The sequence below is a fragment of the Synechococcus sp. CBW1107 genome (genome assembly GCF_015841355.1).
Lineage (GTDB): Bacteria > Cyanobacteriota > Cyanobacteriia > PCC-6307 > Cyanobiaceae > Regnicoccus_A.
Map to the genome: position 1 here is coordinate 1,430,594 of NZ_CP064908.1, position 22,633 is coordinate 1,453,226.

General features: G+C 66.9%; 21 protein-coding genes and 2 pseudogenes. 10 read left to right on the plus strand and 13 right to left on the minus strand.

The annotated features are described in order from the left end of the window. Position 1 precedes the first annotated feature (1 nt). On the plus strand, positions 2 to 1,327 hold the full coding sequence (locus I1E95_RS07420) for an NAD(P)/FAD-dependent oxidoreductase (protein WP_197166642.1): 1,326 nt from the start codon (positions 2 to 4) through the stop codon (positions 1,325 to 1,327). On the opposite strand, the pseudogene I1E95_RS07425 reads toward I1E95_RS07420, so the two are convergent. The 5 genes and pseudogenes from I1E95_RS07425 to I1E95_RS07445 all read right to left on the minus strand — a co-directional run. Beyond that, positions 1,292 to 1,918: pseudogene (locus tag I1E95_RS07425) on the minus strand (type II secretion system F family protein); the annotation flags it as partial. The gene I1E95_RS07420 and the pseudogene I1E95_RS07425 sit on opposite strands and share 36 nt — an antisense overlap. 103 nt (positions 1,919 to 2,021) lie before the next feature. Continuing rightward, a complete protein-coding gene (locus I1E95_RS07430) occupies positions 2,022 to 3,515 on the minus strand; it encodes an IS66 family transposase (protein WP_231594537.1) in 1,494 nt (497 codons plus the stop codon). A gap of 83 nt (positions 3,516 to 3,598) precedes the next feature. Further along, positions 3,599 to 4,396 (minus strand): annotated as a pseudogene (locus I1E95_RS07435) (type II secretion system F family protein); the annotation flags it as partial. A gap of 10 nt (positions 4,397 to 4,406) precedes the next feature. Next, positions 4,407 to 5,486, minus strand: a complete 1,080-nt coding sequence (locus I1E95_RS07440; protein WP_197166643.1) for a type IV pilus twitching motility protein PilT — start codon at positions 5,484 to 5,486, stop codon at positions 4,407 to 4,409. Between the two features lie 56 nt (positions 5,487 to 5,542). Continuing rightward, the gene (locus I1E95_RS07445; RefSeq protein ID WP_197166644.1) at positions 5,543 to 7,351 is read right to left on the minus strand and encodes a GspE/PulE family protein; all 1,809 of its coding nucleotides are present in this window, start codon (positions 7,349 to 7,351) and stop codon (positions 5,543 to 5,545) included. 97 nt (positions 7,352 to 7,448) lie between these two features. Here I1E95_RS07445 and grpE point away from each other — a divergent pair, with 97 nt between their 5' ends. The 4 genes from grpE to rsgA are packed head-to-tail and all read left to right on the plus strand — an operon-like array spanning position 7,449 to position 10,601. Continuing rightward, entirely contained in the window at positions 7,449 to 8,186 is a 738-nt protein-coding gene (gene grpE / locus I1E95_RS07450; protein WP_197166645.1) for a nucleotide exchange factor GrpE, read from the plus strand. Then, positions 8,186 to 9,301 (plus strand): molecular chaperone DnaJ, encoded by a 1,116-nt coding sequence (gene dnaJ / locus I1E95_RS07455; RefSeq protein WP_197166646.1) that lies wholly within the window; start codon positions 8,186 to 8,188, stop codon positions 9,299 to 9,301. Before grpE ends, dnaJ begins: the two co-directional genes overlap by 1 nt. Before the next feature lie 15 nt (positions 9,302 to 9,316). Then, positions 9,317 to 9,610, plus strand: a complete 294-nt coding sequence (locus I1E95_RS07460) for a sulfurtransferase TusA family protein (protein WP_197166648.1) — start codon at positions 9,317 to 9,319, stop codon at positions 9,608 to 9,610. Continuing rightward, a complete protein-coding gene (gene rsgA / locus I1E95_RS07465; protein WP_197166651.1) occupies positions 9,600 to 10,601 on the plus strand; it encodes a ribosome small subunit-dependent GTPase A in 1,002 nt (333 codons plus the stop codon). The genes I1E95_RS07460 and rsgA overlap by 11 nt, the downstream gene beginning before the upstream one ends. Positions 10,602 to 10,631: 30 nt before the next feature. Here the strand turns inward: rsgA and I1E95_RS07470 are convergent, their stop codons facing one another. From I1E95_RS07470 to murC, 3 genes are read right to left on the minus strand one after another with little or no spacing between them, the layout of a single operon-like run. Next, entirely contained in the window at positions 10,632 to 10,967 is a 336-nt protein-coding gene (locus tag I1E95_RS07470; protein ID WP_197166652.1) for a YbaB/EbfC family nucleoid-associated protein, read from the minus strand. Between the two features lie 47 nt (positions 10,968 to 11,014). Beyond that, on the minus strand, positions 11,015 to 11,947 hold the full coding sequence (gene murB / locus I1E95_RS07475) for a UDP-N-acetylmuramate dehydrogenase (protein ID WP_197166654.1): 933 nt from the start codon (positions 11,945 to 11,947) through the stop codon (positions 11,015 to 11,017). 3 nt (positions 11,948 to 11,950) lie between these two features. Then, a complete protein-coding gene (gene murC, locus I1E95_RS07480; protein ID WP_197167246.1) occupies positions 11,951 to 13,414 on the minus strand; it encodes a UDP-N-acetylmuramate--L-alanine ligase in 1,464 nt (487 codons plus the stop codon). Between the two features lie 176 nt (positions 13,415 to 13,590). Here murC and I1E95_RS07485 point away from each other — a divergent pair, with 176 nt between their 5' ends. Then, complete coding sequence (locus tag I1E95_RS07485) at positions 13,591 to 14,613, plus strand: type I glyceraldehyde-3-phosphate dehydrogenase (protein WP_197166656.1); 1,023 nt, start codon at positions 13,591 to 13,593, stop codon at positions 14,611 to 14,613. Positions 14,614 to 14,694: 81 nt separating this feature from the next. Here I1E95_RS07485 and thiL read toward each other — a convergent pair whose 3' ends face one another. Continuing rightward, on the minus strand, positions 14,695 to 15,720 hold the full coding sequence (gene thiL / locus I1E95_RS07490; RefSeq protein ID WP_197166657.1) for a thiamine-phosphate kinase: 1,026 nt from the start codon (positions 15,718 to 15,720) through the stop codon (positions 14,695 to 14,697). After that, complete coding sequence (locus I1E95_RS07495) at positions 15,713 to 16,777, minus strand: peptidylprolyl isomerase (protein WP_197167248.1); 1,065 nt, start codon at positions 16,775 to 16,777, stop codon at positions 15,713 to 15,715. Before I1E95_RS07495 ends, thiL begins: the two co-directional genes overlap by 8 nt. Before the next feature lie 213 nt (positions 16,778 to 16,990). Here I1E95_RS07495 and efp point away from each other — a divergent pair, with 213 nt between their 5' ends. Then, positions 16,991 to 17,551, plus strand: a complete 561-nt coding sequence (efp, locus tag I1E95_RS07500; RefSeq protein WP_197166658.1) for an elongation factor P — start codon at positions 16,991 to 16,993, stop codon at positions 17,549 to 17,551. 5 nt (positions 17,552 to 17,556) lie between these two features. Then, positions 17,557 to 18,051: an acetyl-CoA carboxylase biotin carboxyl carrier protein gene (gene accB, locus I1E95_RS07505; RefSeq protein WP_197166659.1), complete on the plus strand. Its 495-nt coding sequence runs from the start codon at positions 17,557 to 17,559 to the stop codon at positions 18,049 to 18,051. Positions 18,052 to 18,088: 37 nt separating this feature from the next. Here accB and pdxA read toward each other — a convergent pair whose 3' ends face one another. Beyond that, positions 18,089 to 19,111, minus strand: a complete 1,023-nt coding sequence (pdxA, locus tag I1E95_RS07510; RefSeq protein ID WP_197166660.1) for a 4-hydroxythreonine-4-phosphate dehydrogenase PdxA — start codon at positions 19,109 to 19,111, stop codon at positions 18,089 to 18,091. Between the two features lie 123 nt (positions 19,112 to 19,234). After that, positions 19,235 to 20,200 carry an SDR family NAD(P)-dependent oxidoreductase gene (locus I1E95_RS07515; protein ID WP_197166661.1) on the minus strand — a complete coding sequence of 322 codons (966 nt, stop codon included), beginning with the start codon at positions 20,198 to 20,200 and terminating at the stop codon, positions 19,235 to 19,237. A 32-nt stretch (positions 20,201 to 20,232) separates the two neighbouring features. Between I1E95_RS07515 and I1E95_RS07520 the strand changes: the two genes are divergently transcribed. After that, entirely contained in the window at positions 20,233 to 20,451 is a 219-nt protein-coding gene (locus I1E95_RS07520) for a serine protease inhibitor (RefSeq protein WP_197167597.1), read from the plus strand. A 13-nt stretch (positions 20,452 to 20,464) separates the two neighbouring features. Here the strand turns inward: I1E95_RS07520 and I1E95_RS07525 are convergent, their stop codons facing one another. After that, positions 20,465 to 20,878, minus strand: a complete 414-nt coding sequence (locus I1E95_RS07525; protein WP_197167264.1) for an HNH endonuclease — start codon at positions 20,876 to 20,878, stop codon at positions 20,465 to 20,467. 138 nt (positions 20,879 to 21,016) lie between these two features. Between I1E95_RS07525 and I1E95_RS07530 the strand changes: the two genes are divergently transcribed. Beyond that, positions 21,017 to 22,633: a DEAD/DEAH box helicase gene (locus I1E95_RS07530; protein ID WP_197166663.1), complete on the plus strand. Its 1,617-nt coding sequence runs from the start codon at positions 21,017 to 21,019 to the stop codon at positions 22,631 to 22,633.

Genomic DNA, 22,633 nt, shown 5'->3' on the forward strand with positions numbered 1-22,633 from the left:
CATGCTGCCTGTCGACTGGTCCCTGGTGGTCGCCGGAGGCGGGCCCGCGGGCTACATGGCGGCCATCACGGCCGCCGAGCAGGGGCTGGCGGGAGTGCTGCTGCTGGAGGCCACACCCCAGCCGCTGGGCAAGGTGCTGATCAGCGGCGGTGGCCGCTGCAATGTCACCCATGCCTGCTGGGATCCCCTGGCCCTGGTGGGCCATTACCCCCGGGGGTCGAGGGCCCTGCGCGGGCCGTTCAGCCGCTTCGCACCCGGCGACTGCCTGGCCTGGTTTGCCGAGCGGGGACTGGAGCTGGTGGAGGAGCCCGACGGCCGCCTCTTTCCCCGCAGCAACCGCTCCAGCAGTGTGGTGGCCGTCCTGGAAGCGGCGGCTGCCGCCGCCGGGGTGACTGTCTGGAGGGGCGCCGCCCTGCGCCAGGTGGAGCCACGCGGGAGTGGTGGGTTCACGCTGCGGCTTCGCCTGTCACCGGGACTGGCCCCTGCTGGGGCTGCCAGCGACCTCGGTGCCGCCCGCCTGCTGCTGGCCACTGGTGGCCATCCCAGTGGCCGCCAGCTGGCGGGCCAGTTGGGCCATGACGTGGTGGCGCCGGTACCCTCCCTGTTCACCCTGGCCCTGGAGGCCAACCCCCTGGCCGCCCTGCGCGGGGTGGTGATGGATCCGGTGGGACTGGAGCTGCGGCTGCCCTCCGGTCGCTTTCGCGAGCGAGGACCCCTGCTGATCACCGGCTGGGGGGTGAGCGGTCCGGCCACCTTGAGACTCACCGCCTTTGCGGCCCGTGCGCTCAGGGACAGCGGCTACCGCGCCGAGCTGCGCATCGACTGGAGTGGCGGCTGCTCTGCCGCTGAGTTGGCGCAGCGCTTCCAGACCGCCCGCGCCGAGCAGGCCCGCCGCCAGTTGCTCAATGCTCGCCCCTGGCCCGAGCTCAGCCGCCGCCTCTGGATCCACCTGCTGGAGCGCCATGGGGTGACTCCCGACCAGCGTTGGGCTGATCTGCGCCGGCGCGATGAGGACAGCCTGCTGGGCGCCCTGCGCTCCAGCACCTACGCGGTGGGCGGCCGCGGCCCCTTCGGTGAGGAATTCGTCACGGCCGGCGGCGTCACCCTGGGGGAGGTGAACCTGGCCACGATGGAGAGCCGAAAGCATCCAGGCCTGTACTTCGCCGGCGAGCTGCTCGATGTGGATGGAGTCACCGGCGGCTTCAACTTCCAGCACTGCTGGACCAGTGGCTGGCTGGCCGGAGGTGCCATCGCCAGGGAGGCCCGCGAGGGACTTCCGGTGGCGATGGGCTCAGCGGATCTTGTCGAAGACCGAGAACATCGGTAGATACATGGCCACGAGAATCGCACCCACGATGATGCCGACGATCACGATCATGATGGGCTCCAGGAGTGAGGTCAGTGCTTTGACCGCCGCCTCCACCTCGTCTTCGTAGAAATCGGCGACCTTGGAGAGCATCGCATCCATCTCTCCGGTCTCTTCGCCAATGGCCAGCATGCTGAGAGCCATTTCCGGAAAGACGTTCTTGCGGGAGAGGGCCACGCTCACCGGAATGCCATCCTGTATCTCCACTCTGCAGTCCTCGATCGTATCGGCAAAGATTGAATTTCTTGAGGTGTCGCGAACGATCTCCAGGCTCATCAGAATCGGCACACCGGCTTTGCTCAGTGAGCTGAAAGTTCGGCAGAACTGAGCTGTTTCTGTTTTCTGAATCAGGTCACCGAACAGGGGAATCCTCAGGACGAAGCCGTCGACTCTCCGCTTGCCTAGGGGAGTGTTGTAGAACCCGACGAACAGCCATGCGGCCAGGATCAGAAAGGCGATCAGGAACAGGGAGAATGTCGAACGAAGCAGGGCACTCAGATTCACCATCATCTGGGTGAAGACAGGCAGCTCCGCACCTAGCTGCTCGAAGATATCGGGTATGCGTTCAGGGGTCGGGACGCCCCACCGCACGAATGCAAGCCTGATCGCTCACCGCTGAGCGATCAGAGACTCTTCCTTGTCCTTTCTTCTGCCTTCAGGGATCGCTCAGCAGTGACGGCATCACCCCATCGCGGTGATGGGCGATCCAGGCCTGCTCCAGGAACTCCCAGACATCCCGCCCCTGTTGCCTGAGGGTAGTGGTGACCGTGAGCAGGCGGCTCCGGCAGATCGCACCTTGGCGGGATTGGACTCCTTGACTGATCTTGCGCTGAATCACCGATTGGCGCAGGGCACGTTCTGCGGCGTTGTTGGTGGGCTCTATTCCCTCGTTCTCCAGGAAGGTCCACAACCCACCTGTCACCTTCTGGAGCTGCTGGCACGTGCGCACTGTGCTGGCCCAAGGCGTTCGCTCGCCGCGCTGGTAGCCGAGCTCTACTACCCGCTGCAGCGTGGTCTCAAAGGTCTGGCGGATCGGCCGGCAGCTTTGCTGCAAGGCGGGCCAGTCAATCTTTCCCTCCTTGTAGCGGTGCCAGTGGCCAAACAGCTGCTGCTGCAGGCCCAGCAGCTGGGCTCCGAATTCAGCGCTGGCGCCCGGGCGTTCGGCGATGGCCGTCAGGTCGCGGATCAGGTGCGCCCAGCACAGCTGGCGCTGCTTGGTGGGCAGGTGGTTGTAGGCCGAGAAGCGATCGCTCACCACAATCCCGCCAAAGGCGTTCCCCAGCAGCTCGATGGCAGCGGTCGTCGATCGACTCAGCCCTTGCACAAATACCGTCACCACGGCGGTGACCATGACCCACTGCCAGCCCCGCTTTCCAGTGGGATTGTTGCCGTCGGCATTGCCGGTGGGGGCGCCAGTTTCATCTACGTAGGCCACCGGCTGCACGCGGGCAAAAGCAAGGGCCTCCTGCATGGGCTGCTCCAGTGCTGCACTCAAGCGCTGGCGGACCCGTCCAATCGCGCCGCGGCTCATCTCCACTCCTACCAGCTGCTGGAGCAGGGCCTGGGTCTTGCTGAAACTCAACGGAAAGGCACTGCCCAGCAGGCCCACCAGTGCACTGAGCCTTGGGCCGTAGTGACTGGCCTCCACATCCGCCGGCAACGAGGCGCAGGTGCTGGTGGAACAGCAGGGGCAGACCAGGCGATGCAGCCGGTGCTCGATCACCAGCGGGGTAATCGGCGGGATCTCGATCACCTGATGGCGCAGGGGATCGAGATCCTCTCCCTGGAGCAAGGTGCCACAGCGGCGGCAGGCATCAGGGTGGTGATCCACCACCTGATCCACCCGCTCGATCGACAGCAGCTCTGGTCCGGATCCGGGATGGCCCTGCTGGCCGCCCCGCTTGCGGCCACTGCCCTTGCGCCGTTCTGGCGGCTTAAAACCCAGACCATCACTGGAGGGAGGTTTGGATGAGTTGCGAGAGCTGCGTCCGATCCGCTCACGCAGGTTTGCCAACTCGGTGGCCAAGGAGGTGAGTTGGCCGCGCAACAGCTCGATCTCCTGCTGCTGGGCGTTGATCAGCGCTCTGACGCTGGCGGGAGTTTCCAGCCAGTCGGCTTCTGGAATTCCAGCCGGATGTGCGGTCATCATAGGCGGGTCTCTACCTGAGATGCAACCGGAAATCAAGCTGTCGTCAAGGGTTCAGCAGGGCCGATGTTCGCCGCGAGCTGTCACGCCCCCTGAACGGATACGATATCGGCAAAGGTGGGAATCAGGAAAATCGTCATGCCGAGGAAGACGGCAATGGCGATCATCAGCACGATGACCGGATAGGCCAGAGCACCTTTGATCTGATTCTGGAGCTTGGCATTCTGCTCCAGCAACAGGGCCAGCCGTTTCAGGGTTTCATCGAGCACACCTCCGAGTTCGCCGGCTTCGACCATGGCGATGGTGATCCGATCGAAGACCTTGGGCCAGCGGCGCATGGCCACGCCCAGGCTCACCCCCTGACTCACATCGCTGGCGACGGCTTCGAGGGCCTGCCGGAACATCGGTTTCTTCTGCTGCTTGGCCACCAGGGTGAGGCCTCGCACGATCGGCACACCGGAATCCACCAGTGCCGAGAGCTTGCTGGCAAACAGCGCCTTCTCCCGGACATTGGGCCTGGCCTGGAACATCGTCCCCAGATCCCGGCTCAACAGACCGGAGCCGCCCTTCTCGCCACTCGCCAGCACCGAGCGTGTGGAGGAGATCGGCACCACCGAGGTCGCGGCGATGCCCCTTCGGCGCAGGTCCCGCTTGGCGCTGGCCAGGTCGGGAGCTTTGAGCTGGATCACCTTCTGCTGGCCCCGCTGGTTGGTGTAGGTGGCGGTGAAGACCGAAGCTGGGGCATCGGTTGCCGGGACCAGGGACTGGGCAAGGATGCCCCGCCGGCGCAGGTTGCGGCGGGCCGTGGGCAGATCCGAGGCCTCGACCCGCAGCTCCCGCTGGTCCCCCTGGGTGCTGGTGTACGTGGCCAGAAAGGCGGGCATGGTGATCGAATCAGAGGGAGTTGCCGAGCAGACGGTTCAGCTCATCCGGCTTGGTGGAGTGGGTGCGGGCTTCCTCCAGGGTGATGTCTCCCTGCCTGACCATGTCCGCCAGGGCTTTCTCCAGGGTCTGCATGCCCAGCTGTCCGCCGGTCTGAATCTGGGAATAGATCTGGGCTGTTTTCGCTTCGCGGATCAGATTGGCCAGGGCCGGTGTGTTGATCATGATCTCCTGAGCCATCACCCGGCCATAGTTGTGGTTGGAGGGTGAACTTCTCCGGCAGAGTGTCTGGGCGAAGATCGCCGCCAGGCTGCTGCTGAGCTGGGTGCGGATCTGGGCCTGCTGGCCCGCCGGGAACACATCCACCATGCGATCCACGGTCTGGGCGGCCGAACTGGTGTGCAGGGTGGCAAACACCAGGTGGCCGGTTTCGGCTGCGGTGATGGCCAGCTGGATCGTTTCCAGATCGCGCATTTCCCCCACCAGAATCACATCGGGATCCTCACGCAGCGCTGCTCTCAGAGCATTGCTGAAGCTTTTGGTGTCTTCATTGAGCTGGCGCTGATGGATCAGGCTCTTGTCATTGATGTAAGCAAACTCGATTGGATCTTCGATCGTGATGATGTGCTCGGCACGGCTGTGGTTGATGTGATCGAGCAGGGAGGCCAGAGTGGTGCTCTTGCCCGATCCTGTCGGACCCGTCACCAGAACAAGTCCCGAAGGCCTCTTGGTGATGTCCACCACCACCGGAGGCAGGCCGAGCTCCTGGGGAGTGGGGACCTTGCTGTTCAGGGCCCGCATGGACGCGGCGTAGGTGCCGCGCTGACTGAAGACATTGATGCGGAAGCGGGCCAGGCCGCGCAGGCCGTAGGAGCAATCGAGTTCCCAGGTCTGCTCCAGCTGCTTCCGCTGGGAGTTGGTGAGGATCGAGAAGATCATGCGGTTGCAGGATTCCTCGCTGAGTGCCTGCTCCCGCATCGGCCTGAGTTCCCCGTTGAAGCGTCCGTAGGGTTGCTGGCCGGCCGAGAGATGAAGGTCGCTGCCCTTCTGCTCGACCAGCTCTTCCATCAACTCCTCGATCTGGAGCTCCATCGGGACCATGCCGGGTTGATCCGGATTCTGAGTGCCGCTGAGACCGCCCGCAACACTCAGCGGCGCGGGGTCAGACAGTAAGGGCACTCCAGCCATTCATCCCTGAGTCCTGCCCCGCAGCCCTGGCAGGTCAGGGTGGTGAGGGCCTGGGCGCGCCGCTGGGATTCCAGTTCGGTGTCGGTGAGCAGCATCCGCTCCACCTCCTCGAGGGTGGTCTGGCCGTGGCGCACCAGTTCCAGGCCATAGACCAGCAGGGATTTCATGCCGGTCTCGATCGAAAGATTGCGGATCACGTCGGTGCTGGCGCCCTTGGCGATGGCACTGGCGAGGTTGTCGTTGATTCTCAGCACTTCGTAGACGCCGATGCGGCCCTTGTAGCCCCGTCCCTGGCAGACGGGACAGGTGCTGCCGTCGGCCCTGGGTCCCCGATTGGCTTTGTAGAAGGTGACCGACTGCTCCTGGCTGGCGAAGAGGCCGAAATGGCCCAGCTCTTCCTCCCCTGGGTGGTAGGGCACGCGGCACGACTCGCAGACCTTGCGCAGCAGCCGCTGGGAGACGATCCCGATCAGGGAGGCACTCACCATGAAGGGCTCCACGCCAATCTCATTGAGCCTGGCGATGGCACTGGGGGCGTCGTTGCAGTGCAGGGTCGTGAGCACCAGGTGGCCGGTCAGGGCTGCCTCGATGGCGGTCTTGGCCGTCTCTCCATCGCGGGTTTCCCCCACCAGCAGCACATCCGGGTCCTGCCGCATGAAGGCCCGCAGGGCGGTGCTGAAGTCGTAGCCCTTGTCGCGGTTCACCTGGGTCTGGGTGATGCCCTTGAGCATGTACTCGATGGGATCCTCGACGGTGGAGATGTTGATGCCGGGCTCGTTCCGTTCCGAGAGCAACGAATAGAGCGTGGTCGATTTGCCCGACCCGGTGGGCCCGGTCACCAGCACCATCCCGAAGGGCCTGGCGCCCATCGATCGCACGGTGCTCAGGGCGGCCGGCTCGGTGATCAGCCGCTCGAGGCCCAGACGGGTGCTGCTGCTGTCGAGCAGACGCAGCACCACCTTCTCCCCCCAGCGGCCTGGCAGGGTGCTCACCCTCAGTTCGATCGTGCGGCCGCGGAACATCCGGCGGATGCGGCCGTCCTGGGGCATCCGCCGTTCGGCGATGTCCAGCTCGGCCATGATCTTGAAGCGTGAGGTGACCGCCGGCGCCAGGCTTCTGGGCAGGTGTTCGACCGGATGCAGCACACCGTCCTGGCGAAAGCGGATCCGCAGCCCGTCCTCCTCCGGCTCCACGTGGATGTCGCTCGATTCCGACTCCATCGCCTGGATCAGGATGCGGTTCACCAGGCTCACCACCGGTGAGGCGTTGGAGGCTTTGAGGCTGGCCTCAAGATCCAGCTCCTGCTCCTCGGCAGCGGGCGCCTCCTCCAGGCGGTCCTCCAGGCTCAGACCCTCCAGCAGCGAGAGGCCGTTGGGCTGGGAGGTCAGGGCGGTGTCCTCGCTGGGGCGATGACGCCAGTCAGCCATCTTCTGCTGCAGCGCTTCGCTGATCTCCTCCTGCAGCCCCAGACGCAACTCCGGTGTGATGCCGTTGGCCAGCACCGCCTCCTCCAGCTGCCGGCGCTGCTGTGCCTGCCAGTGGCTGGGGATCGCGATATGGAGCCGCTCTCCCTGGCGCACCAGGGGCAGGGCCACCCACTCCCGCCAGTGCTGGGCGTCAATCCTGGGGCAGGCCTCAGCGGCCCGCGGATCGGCCAGCTGCAGGTCCGCAGGGAGCAGCAGTTTCTCACCGCTGAGCAGCTCGGCCTCCAGGCGCCGCTGCTGGAGCGTTTCGGCCGCAGGGACCGGGCGTGTCGCCAAGAGGGTCATGGCCGAGGCCGCAGGGATCAGGTGCGGGCTTCCGCCGCTTGTGGGAGGAGCCCGTCGACCAGCAACATGTTTAGGACCGATCGGCGTTGCAGTCAGCATGAGCGGCGAAGCCACTCCCTACCCACAGGATCCCTCCGCCTACCCGCAGGATCCCTCCGCCGGGGCGGAGTCCCTGAAACAGGACCTTGACCCGCTGGGGGGGGACTCTCCGGCCGACACCGGCTCAGCCGAGCCGGCCTCCAGTGATCCGCAGCCCACGGCAACGGGGGCCGCGGAGGAGGATGCCGAGTCTGTGACCCAGCGTCTGTCCGCGGAACTCGAGACCCTGCGGCGGGAGCATGAAACGCTGCGCGGTCAGTACATGCGCATCGCCGCCGACTTCGACAACTTCCGCAAACGCCAGAGCCGTGATCAGGAGGATCTGCGCGTGCAGATCGCCTGCTCCACCCTCAGCGAGATCCTGCCCGTGGTCGACAACTTCGACCGCGCCCGTCAGCAGCTTGATCCCCAGAGCGAGGAGGCCCTGAGCCTCCACCGCAGCTATCAGGGCCTTTACAAGCAGCTGGTGGATGCCTTCAAGCAGCTGGGGGTGACCCCGATGCGGGTGGAGGGTGAACCTTTCGATCCCAACCTGCACGAAGCGGTGCTGCGCGAGCCCAGTGACCTGGTGAGTGAGGACGTGGTGATCGAGGAACTCCAGCGCGGCTATCAGCTGAACGGGCGCGTGCTGCGCCATGCTCTGGTCAAAGTCTCGATGGGACCGGGTCCCGGGGCCTCGGAGGGGGTCGCGCCCCCGGCCCAGGACGGGGCAGCGGGTGGTGAGGAATCCAGCTGATGGCCGAGTACTACGACCTGCTTGGGGTTTCCCGCGACGCAGACGCCGACACCCTCAAGCGGGCCTACCGACGCCTGGCCCGCCAGTACCACCCCGACATCAACAAGGAGCCCGGCGCGGAGGAACGCTTCAAGGAGATCGGCCGGGCGTACGAGGTGCTCAGTGACCCCCAGTCACGGGCCCGCTACGACCAGTTCGGAGAAGCGGGTGTCTCCGGAGCCGGAGCCCCCGACATGGGCGACATGGGAGGGTTCGCCGACCTCTTCGAGACGTTCTTCAGCGGTTTCGGCGGTGCCTCCGCTGGCGCTGGAGCAGGTCCACGCCGTCGTGGGCCCCGCCAGGGGGACGACCTTCGCCTGGATCTCAGCATCAGCTTCAACGAGGCGGTCTTCGGCCAGGAGAAGGAGGTGCAGATCCGCCACCTGGAAACCTGCGCCACCTGCCAGGGCAGCGGCGCCAAGAGCGGCAGCGGTCCCACCACCTGCGGCACCTGCGGTGGTCAGGGTCAGGTGCGCCGGGCCACCCGCACCCCTTTTGGCAGCTTCACCCAGGTGGCCCCCTGTCCCACCTGTGAGGGAACCGGCCAGGTGATCGCCGACCCTTGCGGCGCCTGTGGCGGCCAGGGGGTCCAGCAGGTGCGCAAGAAGCTGCGGATCACGATTCCCGCCGGTGTCGACTCCGGCACCCGTCTGCGCGTGGCCGGCGAGGGCAATGCCGGCCAGCGTGGCGGCCCAGCGGGTGATCTCTACGTGTACCTGTTCGTTCAGGCCCACGACAAACTGCGCCGCGACGGCATCCACATCCACTCCGATGTGGCGGTGAACTATCTCCAGGCGATCCTCGGCGACACGATCGAGGTGGACACGGTGGATGGGCCAGCCACCCTGGAGATACCCGCGGGCACGCAACCCGGCACCACCCTCACCCTCACGGGCAAGGGCGTTCCCAAGCTGGGCAACCCGGTGGCGCGGGGCAACCACCACGTCACCGTGAAGGTGCAGCTGCCCACGAAGCTCAGCAGCCATGAGCGCGAGCTGCTCGAGCAGCTGGCCGGGCATCATTCCACCAAGGATCATCCCCACAAGAGCGGCCTGTTCGGCGGGCTGTTCGGTTAGCGCCATGGCCCGCCTGTGACCAGCAGCCCTCCCTCGGGGACTCCGCCCGCGGAACCCAGCCTGCGGCTCGATCTGCGCGGCACCCCCTGTCCCCTCAACTTCATCCGCAGCCGACTGGCACTCGAGACGATCGCGGCGGGTGAATGGCTGCTGCTCGATCTCGATGCCGGTGAACCCGAGTTGATGGTGGCCGAGGGCCTGCGCCAGGACGGACACCTGGTCGAGCGGGGATCCGGGACCATCCCCGAACCACAGGATTCGGCTGGCCGGGAGGGGGTCCGCCTGTGGATCCGCCGCCATGGGGACTGAGACCGAGGCCAGGCCTGTCGGGGGCAAGGCGATGGTCAGGGGCCTGGTCACCGCGATTCAGGCCAACTTCTGCCTGGTGAGCCTGGAGATCCCTGGCCCCGGTGGACTGGATCAGCTGCTCTGCACCCGGCGCAGCCGGCTGGGTCAGGCCGGTGCTCGCATCCACGTGGGCGATCGGGTGGGGCTGGAGGGCATCGACTGGCCTGCCGGTCGAGCCGCCGTGGGAGATCTGCTCCCGCGCACCAGCCTGCTGGGCCGCCCACCGGTGGCCAACTGTGACTTGATCGTGGTGGTCATCGCGATGGCCGATCCGGCCCCGGATCCGGAGCAACTCAGCCGTTTTCTGCTCACAGCCGAACACAGCGGTCAGCCGGTGCAGGTGGTCTTCTCCAAGGTGGATCTGGTCCCGCCCGATCAGCTCGACTGCTGGCGGCAACGGCTGAGGAGCTGGGGCTATGACCCGATCGCGGTCAGCACAGCCACCGGTGAGGGATTGGCCGTCCTCAGGGACCGGCTCGCCCGGCCCGGAATCGCCGTGGTCTGTGGTCCGTCCGGGGTGGGCAAGAGCAGCCTGCTCAATGCTCTGGTGCCTGCCCTGGCCCTGCGGGTCGGCAGCGTGTCGGGTCGGCTCAGGCGCGGACGCCACACCACCCGGCATGTGGAGCTCTTCCCCCTGGCCCCCGGGGCACTGATCGCCGACACCCCTGGCTTCAACCGGCCTGAGCTGCCCCGCGATCCCGCTGTTCTGCCGGCCCTGTTTCCGGAGATCGCCTCAGCCCTGCTGGAAGGGCCCTGCCGCTTCAGCAACTGCCAGCACCGAGGTGATCCCGGTTGCCGGGTGGGCACCACCTGGGAGCGCTACCCCTACTACGCCGAGGGCCTGGCGGAGTTGCTGCAGGCCAGCGCCGCAGCTCAGGAAACCCGCTCCCAGCGGCCCCCCAGCGGGTCTTCCCGTCGCCGTCAGCGTCAGCAGGCGCCTGATCTGGGCTGACGTGACGGAAAGCCAGGGCCACCGGGGGCCTCATCCCCCCAGACCGGGCAGGTTCAGGCCACCGGTGAGTTCCTCCATCCGCTCCTTCATCGTGCCGGTGGAGATGTCGTAGGCGGCTTTCAGGGCCTCGAGGGTGGCGGCTTCGGCGGCCTCGGTGCCATCAGCCAGCAGTTCGGGGGAGAGGCGCACCTTGAGCGGTTGCTGGTTGCCCGTCAGCCAGACGCTGGCCCGGCCATCGGCGCTGCTTCCTTCCAGTTCCATGGCGTCGAGCTCGTCCTGGAGCTTCTGGGCATCCTGCTGGATCTGCTGGGCCTTGCGGAAAGCTTCGGTCAGCTGTCCGAAGTTGGGGAGTCCGAAGCCGGCCATGCAGGAATCAAGAGCGCCGGTTCAGGCTACGGCCTCCCCTTCGACGCTCAGGCTCCTCGCCCGGCTGGCTGGCGCCGGGATCTGAAATCCCCCAGACGCTTCACCTCGGTTTGGAGCTCAAGGCCGTGGGCGCTGAAGACCCGCTGCTGGACCAGCTGGATCAGCTGGTCGATGTCATCGGCGCTGGCGCCGCCGGTGTTGACGATGAAGTTGGCGTGAATCGGCGAGACCATGGCTCCTCCGATCGCCAGCCCCTTGAGGCCGAGCTGCTCGATCAACTGACCGGCCTTACGGGGCTCGGGGTTGCGGAAGACGCTGCCGCAGCTGGGCTGCTGGTAGGGCTGGCTGCTGGTGCGGCTCGAGAGATTGGCGCTGGTGCGCCGGCTGATCTCAGCGGGATCATGGCCCGAGCTGAGGCGGAACCGGGCCGAGAGCACCAGCAGATGGTCCTGCTGCAGCCGGCTGTGGCGGTAGGCGAACTCCAGCTCGCTGGCCTGCAGCACGAAGGGGCCACCCTCGCCGTTGGGATCGACCACCGTGACCTCCTGGAGCCAGTCCGCCGTGCATCCCCCCTGGGCGCCAGCGTTCATCACCGCGGCACCGCCCACGGTGCCGGGGATTCCCACAGCCCACTCCAGACCGCTCAGCCCAGCCCGGGCCGCCTTGCGAGCCAGGGTCGGGATCGGTTCCCCGGCCTGGGCTTCCACCAGCCCCGTGGCCGCATCGATCACGCTGCCCTGCAGCCTGCGGTTGCAGAGGGTGAGCCCCTCGAGTCCACCGTCGCTGATCAGCAGGTTCGAGCCGGCTCCGATCAGTCGCAGGGGAAGGGTTTCGGCCCGGGCCCATCGGACGAGGGTCATCAGTTCGTCACGGCTGGCCGGCTCCGCGAACCATTCAGCCGGTCCTCCCACCTTCCAGGTGGTGTAGTCGGCCAGGCTCACCTGGCTCAGGGCAGGCTCGTGAGCCGGGGTCAGGGGCACGGCTCAGGCGGCCAGACGGGCGGCGGGCGCATCGGGCGCATCGGGGGGCATCAGCTCGGCGAGGGCCTGGAGTCGAGACCAGAGGCCGTTCACATCGCCCGCCCCCATCACCAGCACCAGATCACCGGGCTGGCTGCGGCGCACCACCTGTTCAGCCAGCTGGTCCAAGGTGCCACTCACCTTCAGAGGCAGGTCAGGGCGGAGTTGCTGCAGGCGATCGGCCAGGGCCTGACTGTCGACACCGGCAATGGGCACTTCTCCGGCGGCGTAGAGCGGAGCCAGCAGCACCGTGTCGGCGAGAGTGAGGGCAGCGGCGAAAGCATCCAGGAATTCGGCGGTGCGGCTGAAGCGGTGCGGCTGGAACACGGCCACCAGTCGTTGGGGCACGTCCGGCAGAGGGCTGCGGCCGCTGGTCACCATCAGACGCGCCATGCGCAGAGTGGCCTCCACCTCGCTGGGGTGGTGGGCGTAGTCGTCGACCACCTGGCGGCCTGCCCAGCGGCCCCGGTAGTCGAAACGGCGACCGGGGGAGCGAAGGGTTCGCATCGCCGTGGCCAGGGCGCCGAAGGGGACGCCCTCCAGGCGGCAGGCGGCGAGGGCGGCGGTGGCATTGCTGAGGTTGTGGCGGCCGGGCAGGGGGAGGCTGAAGCGCCCCACCAGCTCTCCCTGTTCGTAGAAGTCGGCGATGGTGCCTTCGCCGTGCTCCTCCACCGCCAGGGCGGCGAACTCCACTCCCTCGCTGCGCTCGATCGACCACCAGGCTGCGGGTTGGAAATGCTGGCGCAGCACGGGACAGTCGGCATTGGCGAGCAGGGATCCGCAGCCGGCCGCGAAGCGCTGGAGCGTCTGGATCAGAGCGTCGAGGTCGGGGTAGTGATCGGTGTGGTCGAGCTCCAGGTTGGTGATCAATCCGAGACTGGATCTGAATTTCACCAGGGAGCCATCAGATTCATCGGCCTCGGCCACCAGCACCCGGCCGCGGCCACTGCGGGCATTGCTCTGAAACACGGGCACGATGCCACCGATCACGGCGGTGGGGTCCTGGTCGGTGGCCGCCAGCAGAGTGGCGATCAGCGTGCTGGTGGTGGTCTTGCCGTGGCTGCCGGCCACGGCGATCGAGGGCTGTGCGTTGATCAGGGCTGCCAGCACGTCGGAGCGGTGGCAGATGGTCAGGCCGGCTTCTCGGGCTGCCATCAGCTCGGGATTGGCCGCCGGCACCGCCGTACTGATCACCACCAGCGCCGGGGTGTCGCCATCGCTGTTCAGGGACGCGATCGTTTCGGCGTCCTGGTGGGCAAACACCCGCACCCCACGTCGGCGCAGGGACTCGAGCACGGGACTCTCACGCGGGTCGGATCCGCTCACCTGAAAACCGCGGTCGGCCAGGATTCCGGCCAGTGCCGACATCCCAATGCCGCCGACCCCGATGAAGTGAAGGGGGGCCCGGTGGTCGAGCAGCGGTGCCAAATGCGTCTCCATGCGGACCCGAAGGTAGGTGTTGACGCTGCGCTTGTCTCTCCCCTTTTAACGCTTGTTTGGCTCCGCGAAAGGTTCAGCGGCTGGAGCGGCTCCTGGAGGGGGGAGACCATTTCTGTATGATCGGCAGTCAAACTCCCCTTGTCAACGGGTTTCCCGTTCCTGCCATGACCCTGCGCGTTGCGATCAATGGATTCGGCCGGATCGGTCGCAACTTCATGCGTTGTTGGCTCAGCCGTGGCGAAAACACCGGGATCGAGGTGGTCGGCTTGAACGACACTTCCGATCCACGCACCAATGCCCATCTGCTCGAGTACGACTCGATGCTGGGCAGGATTCGTGACACCGTGGTGGGTTACACCGATGACACGATCACGGTCAACGGTAAGCCGATCAAATGTTTTTCCGACCGTAATCCGCTCAACCTTCCCTGGAAGGACTGGGGGGTCGATCTGGTCATTGAAGCCACGGGCGTCTTCATTGACACCGAAGGTGCCGGCAAGCACCTCAAAGCTGGCGCCAGCAAGGTGCTGATCACGGCTCCTGGCAAGGGTGACGGCATCGGAACCTTCGTCGTCGGGGTCAACGACGATCAGTACCGTCACGACGACTTTGACGTGATCAGCAACGCCAGCTGCACCACCAACTGCATGGCGCCCCTGGTCAAGGTTCTGGATCAGGCCTTCGGCATCGTCAAGGGCACGATGACCACCACCCACAGCTACACCGGTGACCAGCGCATTCTTGATGCCAGCCACCGCGATCTTCGCCGCGCCCGTGCCGCCGCCATCAACATCGTCCCCACCTCCACCGGTGCCGCCAAGGCCGTCGCTCTGGTGTATCCGCCGATGAAGGGCAAGCTGAACGGCATCGCCATGCGCGTGCCCACTCCCAACGTCTCTGTGGTCGACCTGGTGATCGAAGTGAGCCGCGGCACCACCCGTGAGGAGGTCAACGCCGTGCTCAAGGAAGCCTCGGAGAACGGCATGAAGGGCATCATCAAATACTCCGATCTGCCGCTGGTGTCCTCCGACCATGCCGGTACGGATGAATCCACGATCGTGGATGCCGATCTCACCCTGGTGATGGGCGACAACATGGTCAAGGTGATCTCCTGGTACGACAACGAGTGGGGCTACAGCCAGCGGGTGGTCGATCTGGCCGAGCTGGTGGCCAAGAACTGGAAGTGAGGTCTGCTCCCTGTCCCTGAGCTCGGAGTGTCGGGGCCGTCCTGGCTGCAGGGCGGCTTTTTCATGGTCCAGCGCCAGGGATCAGTGAAAATGTGTGAAGCCTCGGCCCACGTCCGCCAGGGGTGAACCGTCACCGGCCCAGCGCAGAATCCCCGAGCCCGGGGTCAGTGATCCGATCCGGCGGCTCCCGGGCAGGGACCGGATCAGCTCCCGGGCCCAGCCTGGATCGAGGGCCAGCACCAGTTCGAAATCTTCACCGCCGTTCAGGCACCAGGTTTCGGCGACGGCCAGGGCCGCCATCTCCGGGTCGATCGGAAGGTCCCGGCGCTCCAGGAGAGCGTCGCATCCGCTCCCCTCGGTCAGGGTCTTCAGCGCCGCTGCCAGCCCATCGCTGCTGTCGGTGCCAGCCACTCTCCAGGGGCTGCCCACAGGCCTGCATGAGGCCAGCGCCGCAACCGCATCCAACCGGGGCCGCGGCCTGCGGTGCGCCTGAACAGCTCGCTCCAGCAGGGCTGCGCCCGCCAGGCGCCAGTCGGCAGCCGGCGGTGAGGACGGCATCTCGTCCAGCAGAGCCGCGAGGCCCAGCCGGCTGAGGCCATGGGGTCCCGTGCTCACCAGGGCATCACCGGGGTGACCATCCCGGCGCCGGATCGGCCCGTCCGCTCCGAGCCGCCCCAGGGCTGTGACAGCAAGAAGCCGCTGGCCGCCGCCGCTGCAATCGCCCCCCAGCAGCGTGCCGCCGTAGCACCCCAAAGCAGCGCTGAGTCCGCGGTACACCCCCTCCACCCAGGCCCAGGGGGTGGCCGCGGGGGCCACGAGGGCCACCGTCAGCCCCAGCACCTCCCGGCAGCCCATGGCCGCGAGGTCCGAGAGGTTGGCCGCCGCCGCCCGCCAGCCCACATCGTCGGCGGCCATGGTGGAGTCGCTGAAATGAACTCCCTCCACCAGCACGTCGGTGTTGACCACCAGTGACCGCTCCGAGGGGCCATCCAGCAGAGCGGCATCATCGGTGAACTGTCCGGGGGGAGCGAAGGCTCCGAGCCGCTCGATCAGCTCCCATTCACCCAGGTCGGCGAGGGTCGGCGCCAGGCCTGAGCCCTCAGCCATGGGGCCGCAGGTTGTCGGCCCCCTCCACCACGGTCGCTTTGACAATGCCGTCGTCGGCGGTGAGCTCCTCGAGGACATCGAAGCCCTCGACCACGTAGCCGAAGGCGGCGTAGCGGCCGTCGATCAGATTGAGGCCCGCCGGGGTGAGTTCCGCCTCGAACAGGAAGAGGAAGAACTGGGAGGAGCCATCGTCGAGGGCGGTGTCGGAGTGCGCCCAGCCCAGGGTCCCCTTGGTGGCGAAAGGCAGAACCGGAGTGGCCTTGAACAGGCCGAGCTCCTCGAAGGTCCTGTTGTAGAAGGGCTTGCTCTCACCCGGCACCATGATCTCGAGGGGCACCTTCCGTTCGTGGCCGGAGGCGTCCACATAGCCGCTGGCGGCTCCTTTTGGATCGCCGGTCTGCAGGACGTAGAAATCCTCGGCGCGGATGAAGGGCAGGTTGTCGTAGAACCCCCGCTGAACCAGATCAACGAAGGCTCCGGCGGTCAGTGGTGCGTTGTAGCCATCCACCACGGCGATCAGGTCCCCTTTGGTGGTGGTGAGCTTCACGGTGGCGCGACCCAGCAGCCTGGGCAGGTCGGCGAACTCTGCCGGAATGTCGAAGGGGAACGGCCCCACCAGCAGGGCTTCCGCTTCTCCGATGGTGCTCAGGGCACGGCGGCGGGTGGCCAGGAAGGCGTCGCGGTCCTGCTGCTCGGCGGCCTCGGCCACGGCCTGCAATTCAGATTCGAGGCGGTCGAGCAGGGCCGTGGCCTGATCGCGCTGCTCGGGCTGGTAGGCCGCGAGCAGGGCTGAGCGCCGGCTGCTCAGCAGAGCCTGGGCTTTGCGGGTCTTGCCGGTGAGCGCGCTCCAGCGCTTGGCACGCAGGTCGTCGCTGCTGTCTTCCAGGCGATGCTGCAGGTTCTGCAGATCCGGCTGCTCGATCGGCAAGGCATTGCGCAGAAGGGCTGCAGGATCGGTGACGGCGTTCCCCGGCGGCAGGGCCGCCGCCACCGGGCTGATCAGGCCGAAGAAGCTGGCGCCACAGGCGATCACCAGCGCCAGCAGCAGTCGTGTGATGGCCCGCCAGGGGTTCCGGCGCTGCTCTCCCGGACGCTGGGCCACGGGCCTGCGGGCTTGCGGTTGCTGAGAACTCCTGTTCATGGCTGTCCCTGCCGGTCTCCGGGCGTTCTGCCGTACTTCGGACTTTGGCACAGCCTGCCGGGGGCCAGAGCCAGTCTCTGAGGGGGTTCAACGGCCAGCCGTACAATCCCGCTCACCCGTTCCGCCGGAATGATCTCGAGCAACGACTTCCGAACTGGCACCACCATCGAGCTCGATGGACAGGTCTGGAGGGTCGTCGAGTTTCTGCATGTCAAGCCTGGCAAGGGCTCTGCCTTCGTGCGCACCAAGCTCAAGGCCGTGCAAAGCGGCAACGTGGTCGAGAAGACCTTCCGAGCCGGGGAGACCGTCGCCCAGGCCCAGCTCGAGAAATCCACCCTGCAACACACCTACATGGAGGGTGACGAGTACGTCTTCATGAACATGGCCTCCTACGAGGAGACTCGTCTCACGGCCAAGCAGATCGGTGATGGTCGCAAGTACCTCAAGGAAGGGATGGAGGTGAACGTGGTGTCCTGGAACGGGTCGCCCCTGGAGGTGGAACTTCCCAACTCCGTGGTGCTCGAGGTCACCCAGACCGACCCTGGCGTCAAGGGTGACACCGCCACCGGGGGGACCAAGCCCGCCATCGTCGAGACCGGCGCCCAGGTGATGGTGCCCTTGTTCATCACCATTGGCGAGAAGATCAAGATCGACACGCGCAACGACAGTTATCTCGGGCGGGAGTCCTGATTGCCATGCAGCTCGACCACGACCAACTGCACAACCTGCTCATCTTCCTGGAGCAAAGCGACATCCAGGAGCTGAAGCTCGAGGGTGACGATTTCCGTCTGGAAGTGCGCCGCAATCTGCCGGCTCCAGCAGTGCTGCCCCCTGCACCGGCCCCGGTGGCCTCTCCCGCGGAAGCTCCAGCCGCCGCTCCGGCCCAGGGTTCCGCCGGCGTCACGGCTCCCTCCAGCCCCCCGCCTGCCCCCTCGTCGTTGCGGGCCGATCTCGTCGACATCACGGCCCCGATGGTGGGCACCTTCTATCGCTCTCCCTCGCCGACCGATCCGCCCTTCGTCGAGATCGGCAGCCGGATCAGTGTCGGCCAGCCTGTATGCATTCTCGAGGCCATGAAGCTGATGAACGAGCTGGAGGCTGAAGTCAGCGGTGAACTGGTGGAGATCCTGGTGGAGAACGGCACACCGGTGGAATTCGGCCAGGTGCTGCTGCGGGTCAAGCCCGCCTGAATCCAGAGATGCTGAGCCGAGCCGGCTGTAGCCGGGCTCAGCCCAGCTCCCAGGCTGTCTCCAGGGCCGCCACCATGCTGTCGGCACGGGCCAGGCCAGCACCGGCGATGTCGAAGCCGGTTCCGTGATCCGGTGACGTGCGCAGGAAGGGCAGCCCCAGGGTCGTGTTCACGGCCGCATCGAAGGCCAGCAGCTTGACGGGGATCAGCCCCTGATCGTGATACAGCGCCAGGTACCCGTCAGCTCCCTGACCATCACCACGCCAGGCCGCGGCCGCCCCCAGCCAGCAGCTGTCCGGCGGAAGTGGCCCCTTCACCGTCACCGAGGGATGCCTCTGCCGCCAGCCCTCCAGCAGTGGAATCAGCCAGTCCTGCTCCTCCATCCCCAACTGGCCCCCTTCGCCGGCATGGGGATTCAGACCGGCCACCGTCAGGCTGGGCTCGGGCTGAAAGCGCCGGCAGAAGTCCAGCAGCATCTCCAGCTGATGCTCCACCAGGGTGGGTGTGAGGGCCTGGGGCACCTCGGCCAGGGGGATGTGGGTGGTGGCCAGCAGGGTGTTCAACCGCCAGCGGCCCCCGGGTGAGCGGGCGGTGAACAGCATCGAAGCCTGCTTTCGCCCGCAGAGTTCCGCCAGCCGCTCGGTCTGACCGGGGTAACGATGGCCGGCGGCGTGCCAGGCGTGTTTGGCGATCGGCGCCGTGGTCAGGGACCGGGCCTGACCGCTGAGCACCAGATCCACCGCCGCATTCAGCCAGGCGAAGCTGGCCGCACCACTCGCCGCCGTCCCCTGCCCCGGGACGATCCCCTCCTGCAGTGGCCTGTCGAGGATGGGGTAGTCACCTGGATCCGCCAGCGGCGCCGCACTGCGGTCGCGCAGCTCCATGTAGGTCTGCTCCAGCCAGCGGCGGCAGCCCACCAGCACCACAGTCTCAGCTGTGCCCCGCGCCTTCAGGACAGCCAGGGACTTGAGGGTCACCTCGGCGCCGATGCCGGCGGGATCCCCCAGGGCCAGGGCGATGACTCCTTGTTTAGCGTTGTTGCCAGTGGCCTTGAGAGTCATGATCCGCTGGTTGCTTCTGGGGGGACTGGTTCTGGGCCTGGCTCACGGGTTGCAGAAGAAATGGGTTGTGATCGACTGGTGCCGACTGAAGGCTGACCTGAACATTCCCAGCCTCACCAATCTTCAACCGCTGGCAGCTCCGGTCTGCCCTGAGGAGGTGCTGCAGCCATCCCCTCGCTGAAGAGCCTGTTCCTCCAGCAGGGAAGCCCTGAATCCTTCCCGGTAACTGGGAAAGCGCAGCCGGTAACCGAGCTCGACGCGCAGCCGCCTGTTGCTGGTGCGGCGATTCTCGCTCCAGAAGCTGCGGGCCATCGGACTGAGGCTCTCCTGGATCTGCGCGTAGGACTCCACCTCGGGTAATTTGCAGTCGAGCAGATGGGCGGCATAGCCCAGGGTTTCACTCGATGGGCAGGGCCTGTCGTCCGCCACGTTCAGTACAGAAGGCCGCTGATCACTCGGCAGGGCGAGGTTGTGCAGCAGGGCACCGGTGATGTCATCGACGTGGATGCGGCTGAACACCTGGGCCGGTTTGTGGATCAGGCGGCTGCTGCCGGCGCGCAGGCCATCGAACGGGCAGCGCCCCGGCCCGTAGATCGCCGGCAGGCGGAACACCTGCAGGGGCAGGCCGCTGGCCTGCCACGCCTGTTCGCAGGCCAGCCGGGCACGGCTGCGGGGCAGTCCCGGAGCAGGCGGGTCGCCTTCGTGGACCCAGGCGCCGCCGCGATCGCCATAGACCCCGGAGGTGGAGAGGTAGCCCAGCCATTGCAGCGGCAGGCCGGCCAGGATGGCGCCAAGGCTTTCCAGCACCGGATCCTTGCCGTCACGGCCTGGGGGAACCGTGACCAGCACATGGGTCACCTCCTCCAGGGCTGCGGGCTCGATCCCAGGCCTGAGCTCGCTGGCGAAGGCCACCGGGCTGATTCCCTCCTCGAAGACGCGATGGCCACCGTGGCGCTGGCTGATCAGCACAGGCATGCCTGTGGCGGCTACCGCCGAGGCGAAGCGCCGGCCGCTGTAACCGCCCCCCAGCACGAGCATCCGGCCGGAGGCCCCTCTCCAGGGGCTGCGGTTGACAACAGCATTCACCATGAGTACACCTGTATCACTGCTCGGTTCCGCCGATGGCTTCCTCCTGCTTCTCTACATCCCGTCCCCTCCCAGCGAGTCTGCCCCGCCCTGGCCAGGCCCGTCCCTGGAGCTTCCCCCATGCCGTGGGGGCTCTTCCGCTGGTGGTGGTGGCCCTGGTCCTCACCGCGGCCCTGGTGGCTCCCGAGCAGCCCGAGCAGCTCGCGGCCCTCTGCGAGCGTCACAACGGTCCAGCGGCCTGTCGTGTCTGGTGACGAAGACTTGGTTTCAGGCCGGCTGCAGGGTCAGGGGCGGCCTCTGAGCCAGGGGTGCCGGTTGGGTTGGCGCCGCTGCCGGTTCGGGAGCGGCCCACTGCAACAGGCGCACGGCCAGGCGCAGGTCCCCATCCATCCAGGCGCGGATCGCCATCGCCCGGCGCGGATCGTAGAAGCGCTGACGCCGGTACCAGTCGAAAGCGTCAGCGTCGCTTTTGTGGCCGTTGCAGGCCAGGCAGGCGGGAACGCAGTTTTCGGTCACGCTCAGCCCGCCGCGGCAGCGCGGCATCAGATGATCAATCGACTCCGAACGATTGCCGCAATAAATACAGCGATGTTGGGTCTGTTTGTGCAGGGATTGTCTCCAGCGTCTGACTCGCAACTTGGGGCAGAGATCCTCAAGGAAGACCGCATCCCTGACCTGCATTCCCATGCCTCGGTTGCGGACAGTTTGCCCATGGCTTCTGGACTGTCAATGTGTCGACGACTTCATTTTTTCAAGCTGATCGAGGAGCCTTGTTCAAGGCGCCAAGCCGACTAGAATCCAAGTCCACGATGCGCGGCTGTGTCCCTGCGAGTCACGCGAGGGACTCAGCTGCGCTGCCTGCTGCGGCTTGGGTCCTGCGGCCTGATCGAGGTGATCTCCCCGTTCGACCCGGTCACCCAGGCCCAGTTGCGACGGATCAGGCCGCCGGGCCGCTGGAGGGCCCAGCGCCAATGCTGGGAGTTTCCGCTCGAGGCCGCCGGCCAGCTGGAGGCTCTGCTGGGGGAGCGCTTCCTGATCGAGCCGGACCTCGCCCAGTGGCTGGCCTGGTTGCGCCAGCCCCTCCCTCCCCTGCCCCCTCATCGGGAGTTGGTGGCAGCGGCCCAGCTGGAGGCTCCCTTGCCGGACGGGCGCCAGCTGTTCAGCCACCAGCGCACGGCGGCCCGCTGGCTGCTGGCGCGCCGTGGAGCTGTTCTGGCCCATGCGATGGGCCTGGGCAAGACCCTCACAGCCCTGATGGCGGCCCGCGCCCTGTCCCGTTGCGCCGACTGCCGCATTGCCGTGGTGGCTCCGGTGGGTCTGCACGGCTTCTGGCGGCAGGAGTCCCTGGCCCTGCAACTGGCCGTGGAGCTGTTCAGCTGGGCGCGATTGCCGGCGGAATTGCCCCCTGCCGGCACCGTGCTGCTTGTGGATGAGGCCCATTTCGCCCAGAACCTGGGGGCGGCCCGTACCCGCGCTCTGCTGCGCCTGGCCCGCCATCCGCGCCTGCGGGCGATCTGGCTTCTGAGCGGCACCCCGATGAAGAACGGCCGCCCGCTGCAGCTCTTCCCCCTCCTGGCGGCGATCGATCATCCCCTTGGCCGTGATCAGCTCAGCTTTGAGCAGACCTATTGCCAGGGCCATTGGTGCGAAAGCGGCGGGCGCCGCCATTGGCAGGCCAACGGTGCTGAACGTCTGGAGGACCTGCACCGTCTGATTCAGCCGTTGGTGCTGCACCGTCGCAAGCAGGATTGCCTCGACCTTCCCCCCAAGCGGCGTCTGATCTGCCCCGTGACGCTCAGCGCCAGCGAGGCCCGGGGCTTCGAGCATGAGCTGCAGCAACGGGTGGAGCGCTACCGCCTTCGGGCCGCCCGCGGCGAGGTGCGCCGCGACGCTGAATCCCTGGCGATGCTCACGGCCCTCAGGCAGATCGGCGCGGCCTACAAGCTGCCGGCGGCCCAGGCTCTGGTCACCGAGTTGCTCGCGGACGGAGCGGCGGTGGTGGTGTTCACAGCCTTCGTGGCCCCTGCCGAGCGGCTGGCCGCGAGCCTTGGTGGTGCCGTGCTCACGGGCCGTCTCAAGCCACCGGAGCGCCAGCGCCAGGTGGAGCGCTTCCAGGCGGGTCGGGTGCCCCTGCTGGTGGCCACCTTCGCGGTGGCGGGTCTCGGCTTCACGCTGCACCGAGCCAGTCACGTTGTGCTGCTGGAGAGGCCCTGGACCCCGGGCGATACCGAGCAGGCGGAAGACCGGGCCCATCGGATCGGTATGGCCGGTCCCCTCACGGCCCATTGGCTGCAGCTGGGGGTCGCCGATCAGCTGGTGGACGGGTTGATCGCCAGCAAGGCCGAGCGGATCGCCCTGGCCCTCGGGGGCCGTCAGGCGATCCTGCGCCGCCAGGCCCTGCCGGCGATGGTGCGCCAGTTGCTGGAGGCCTGGTGA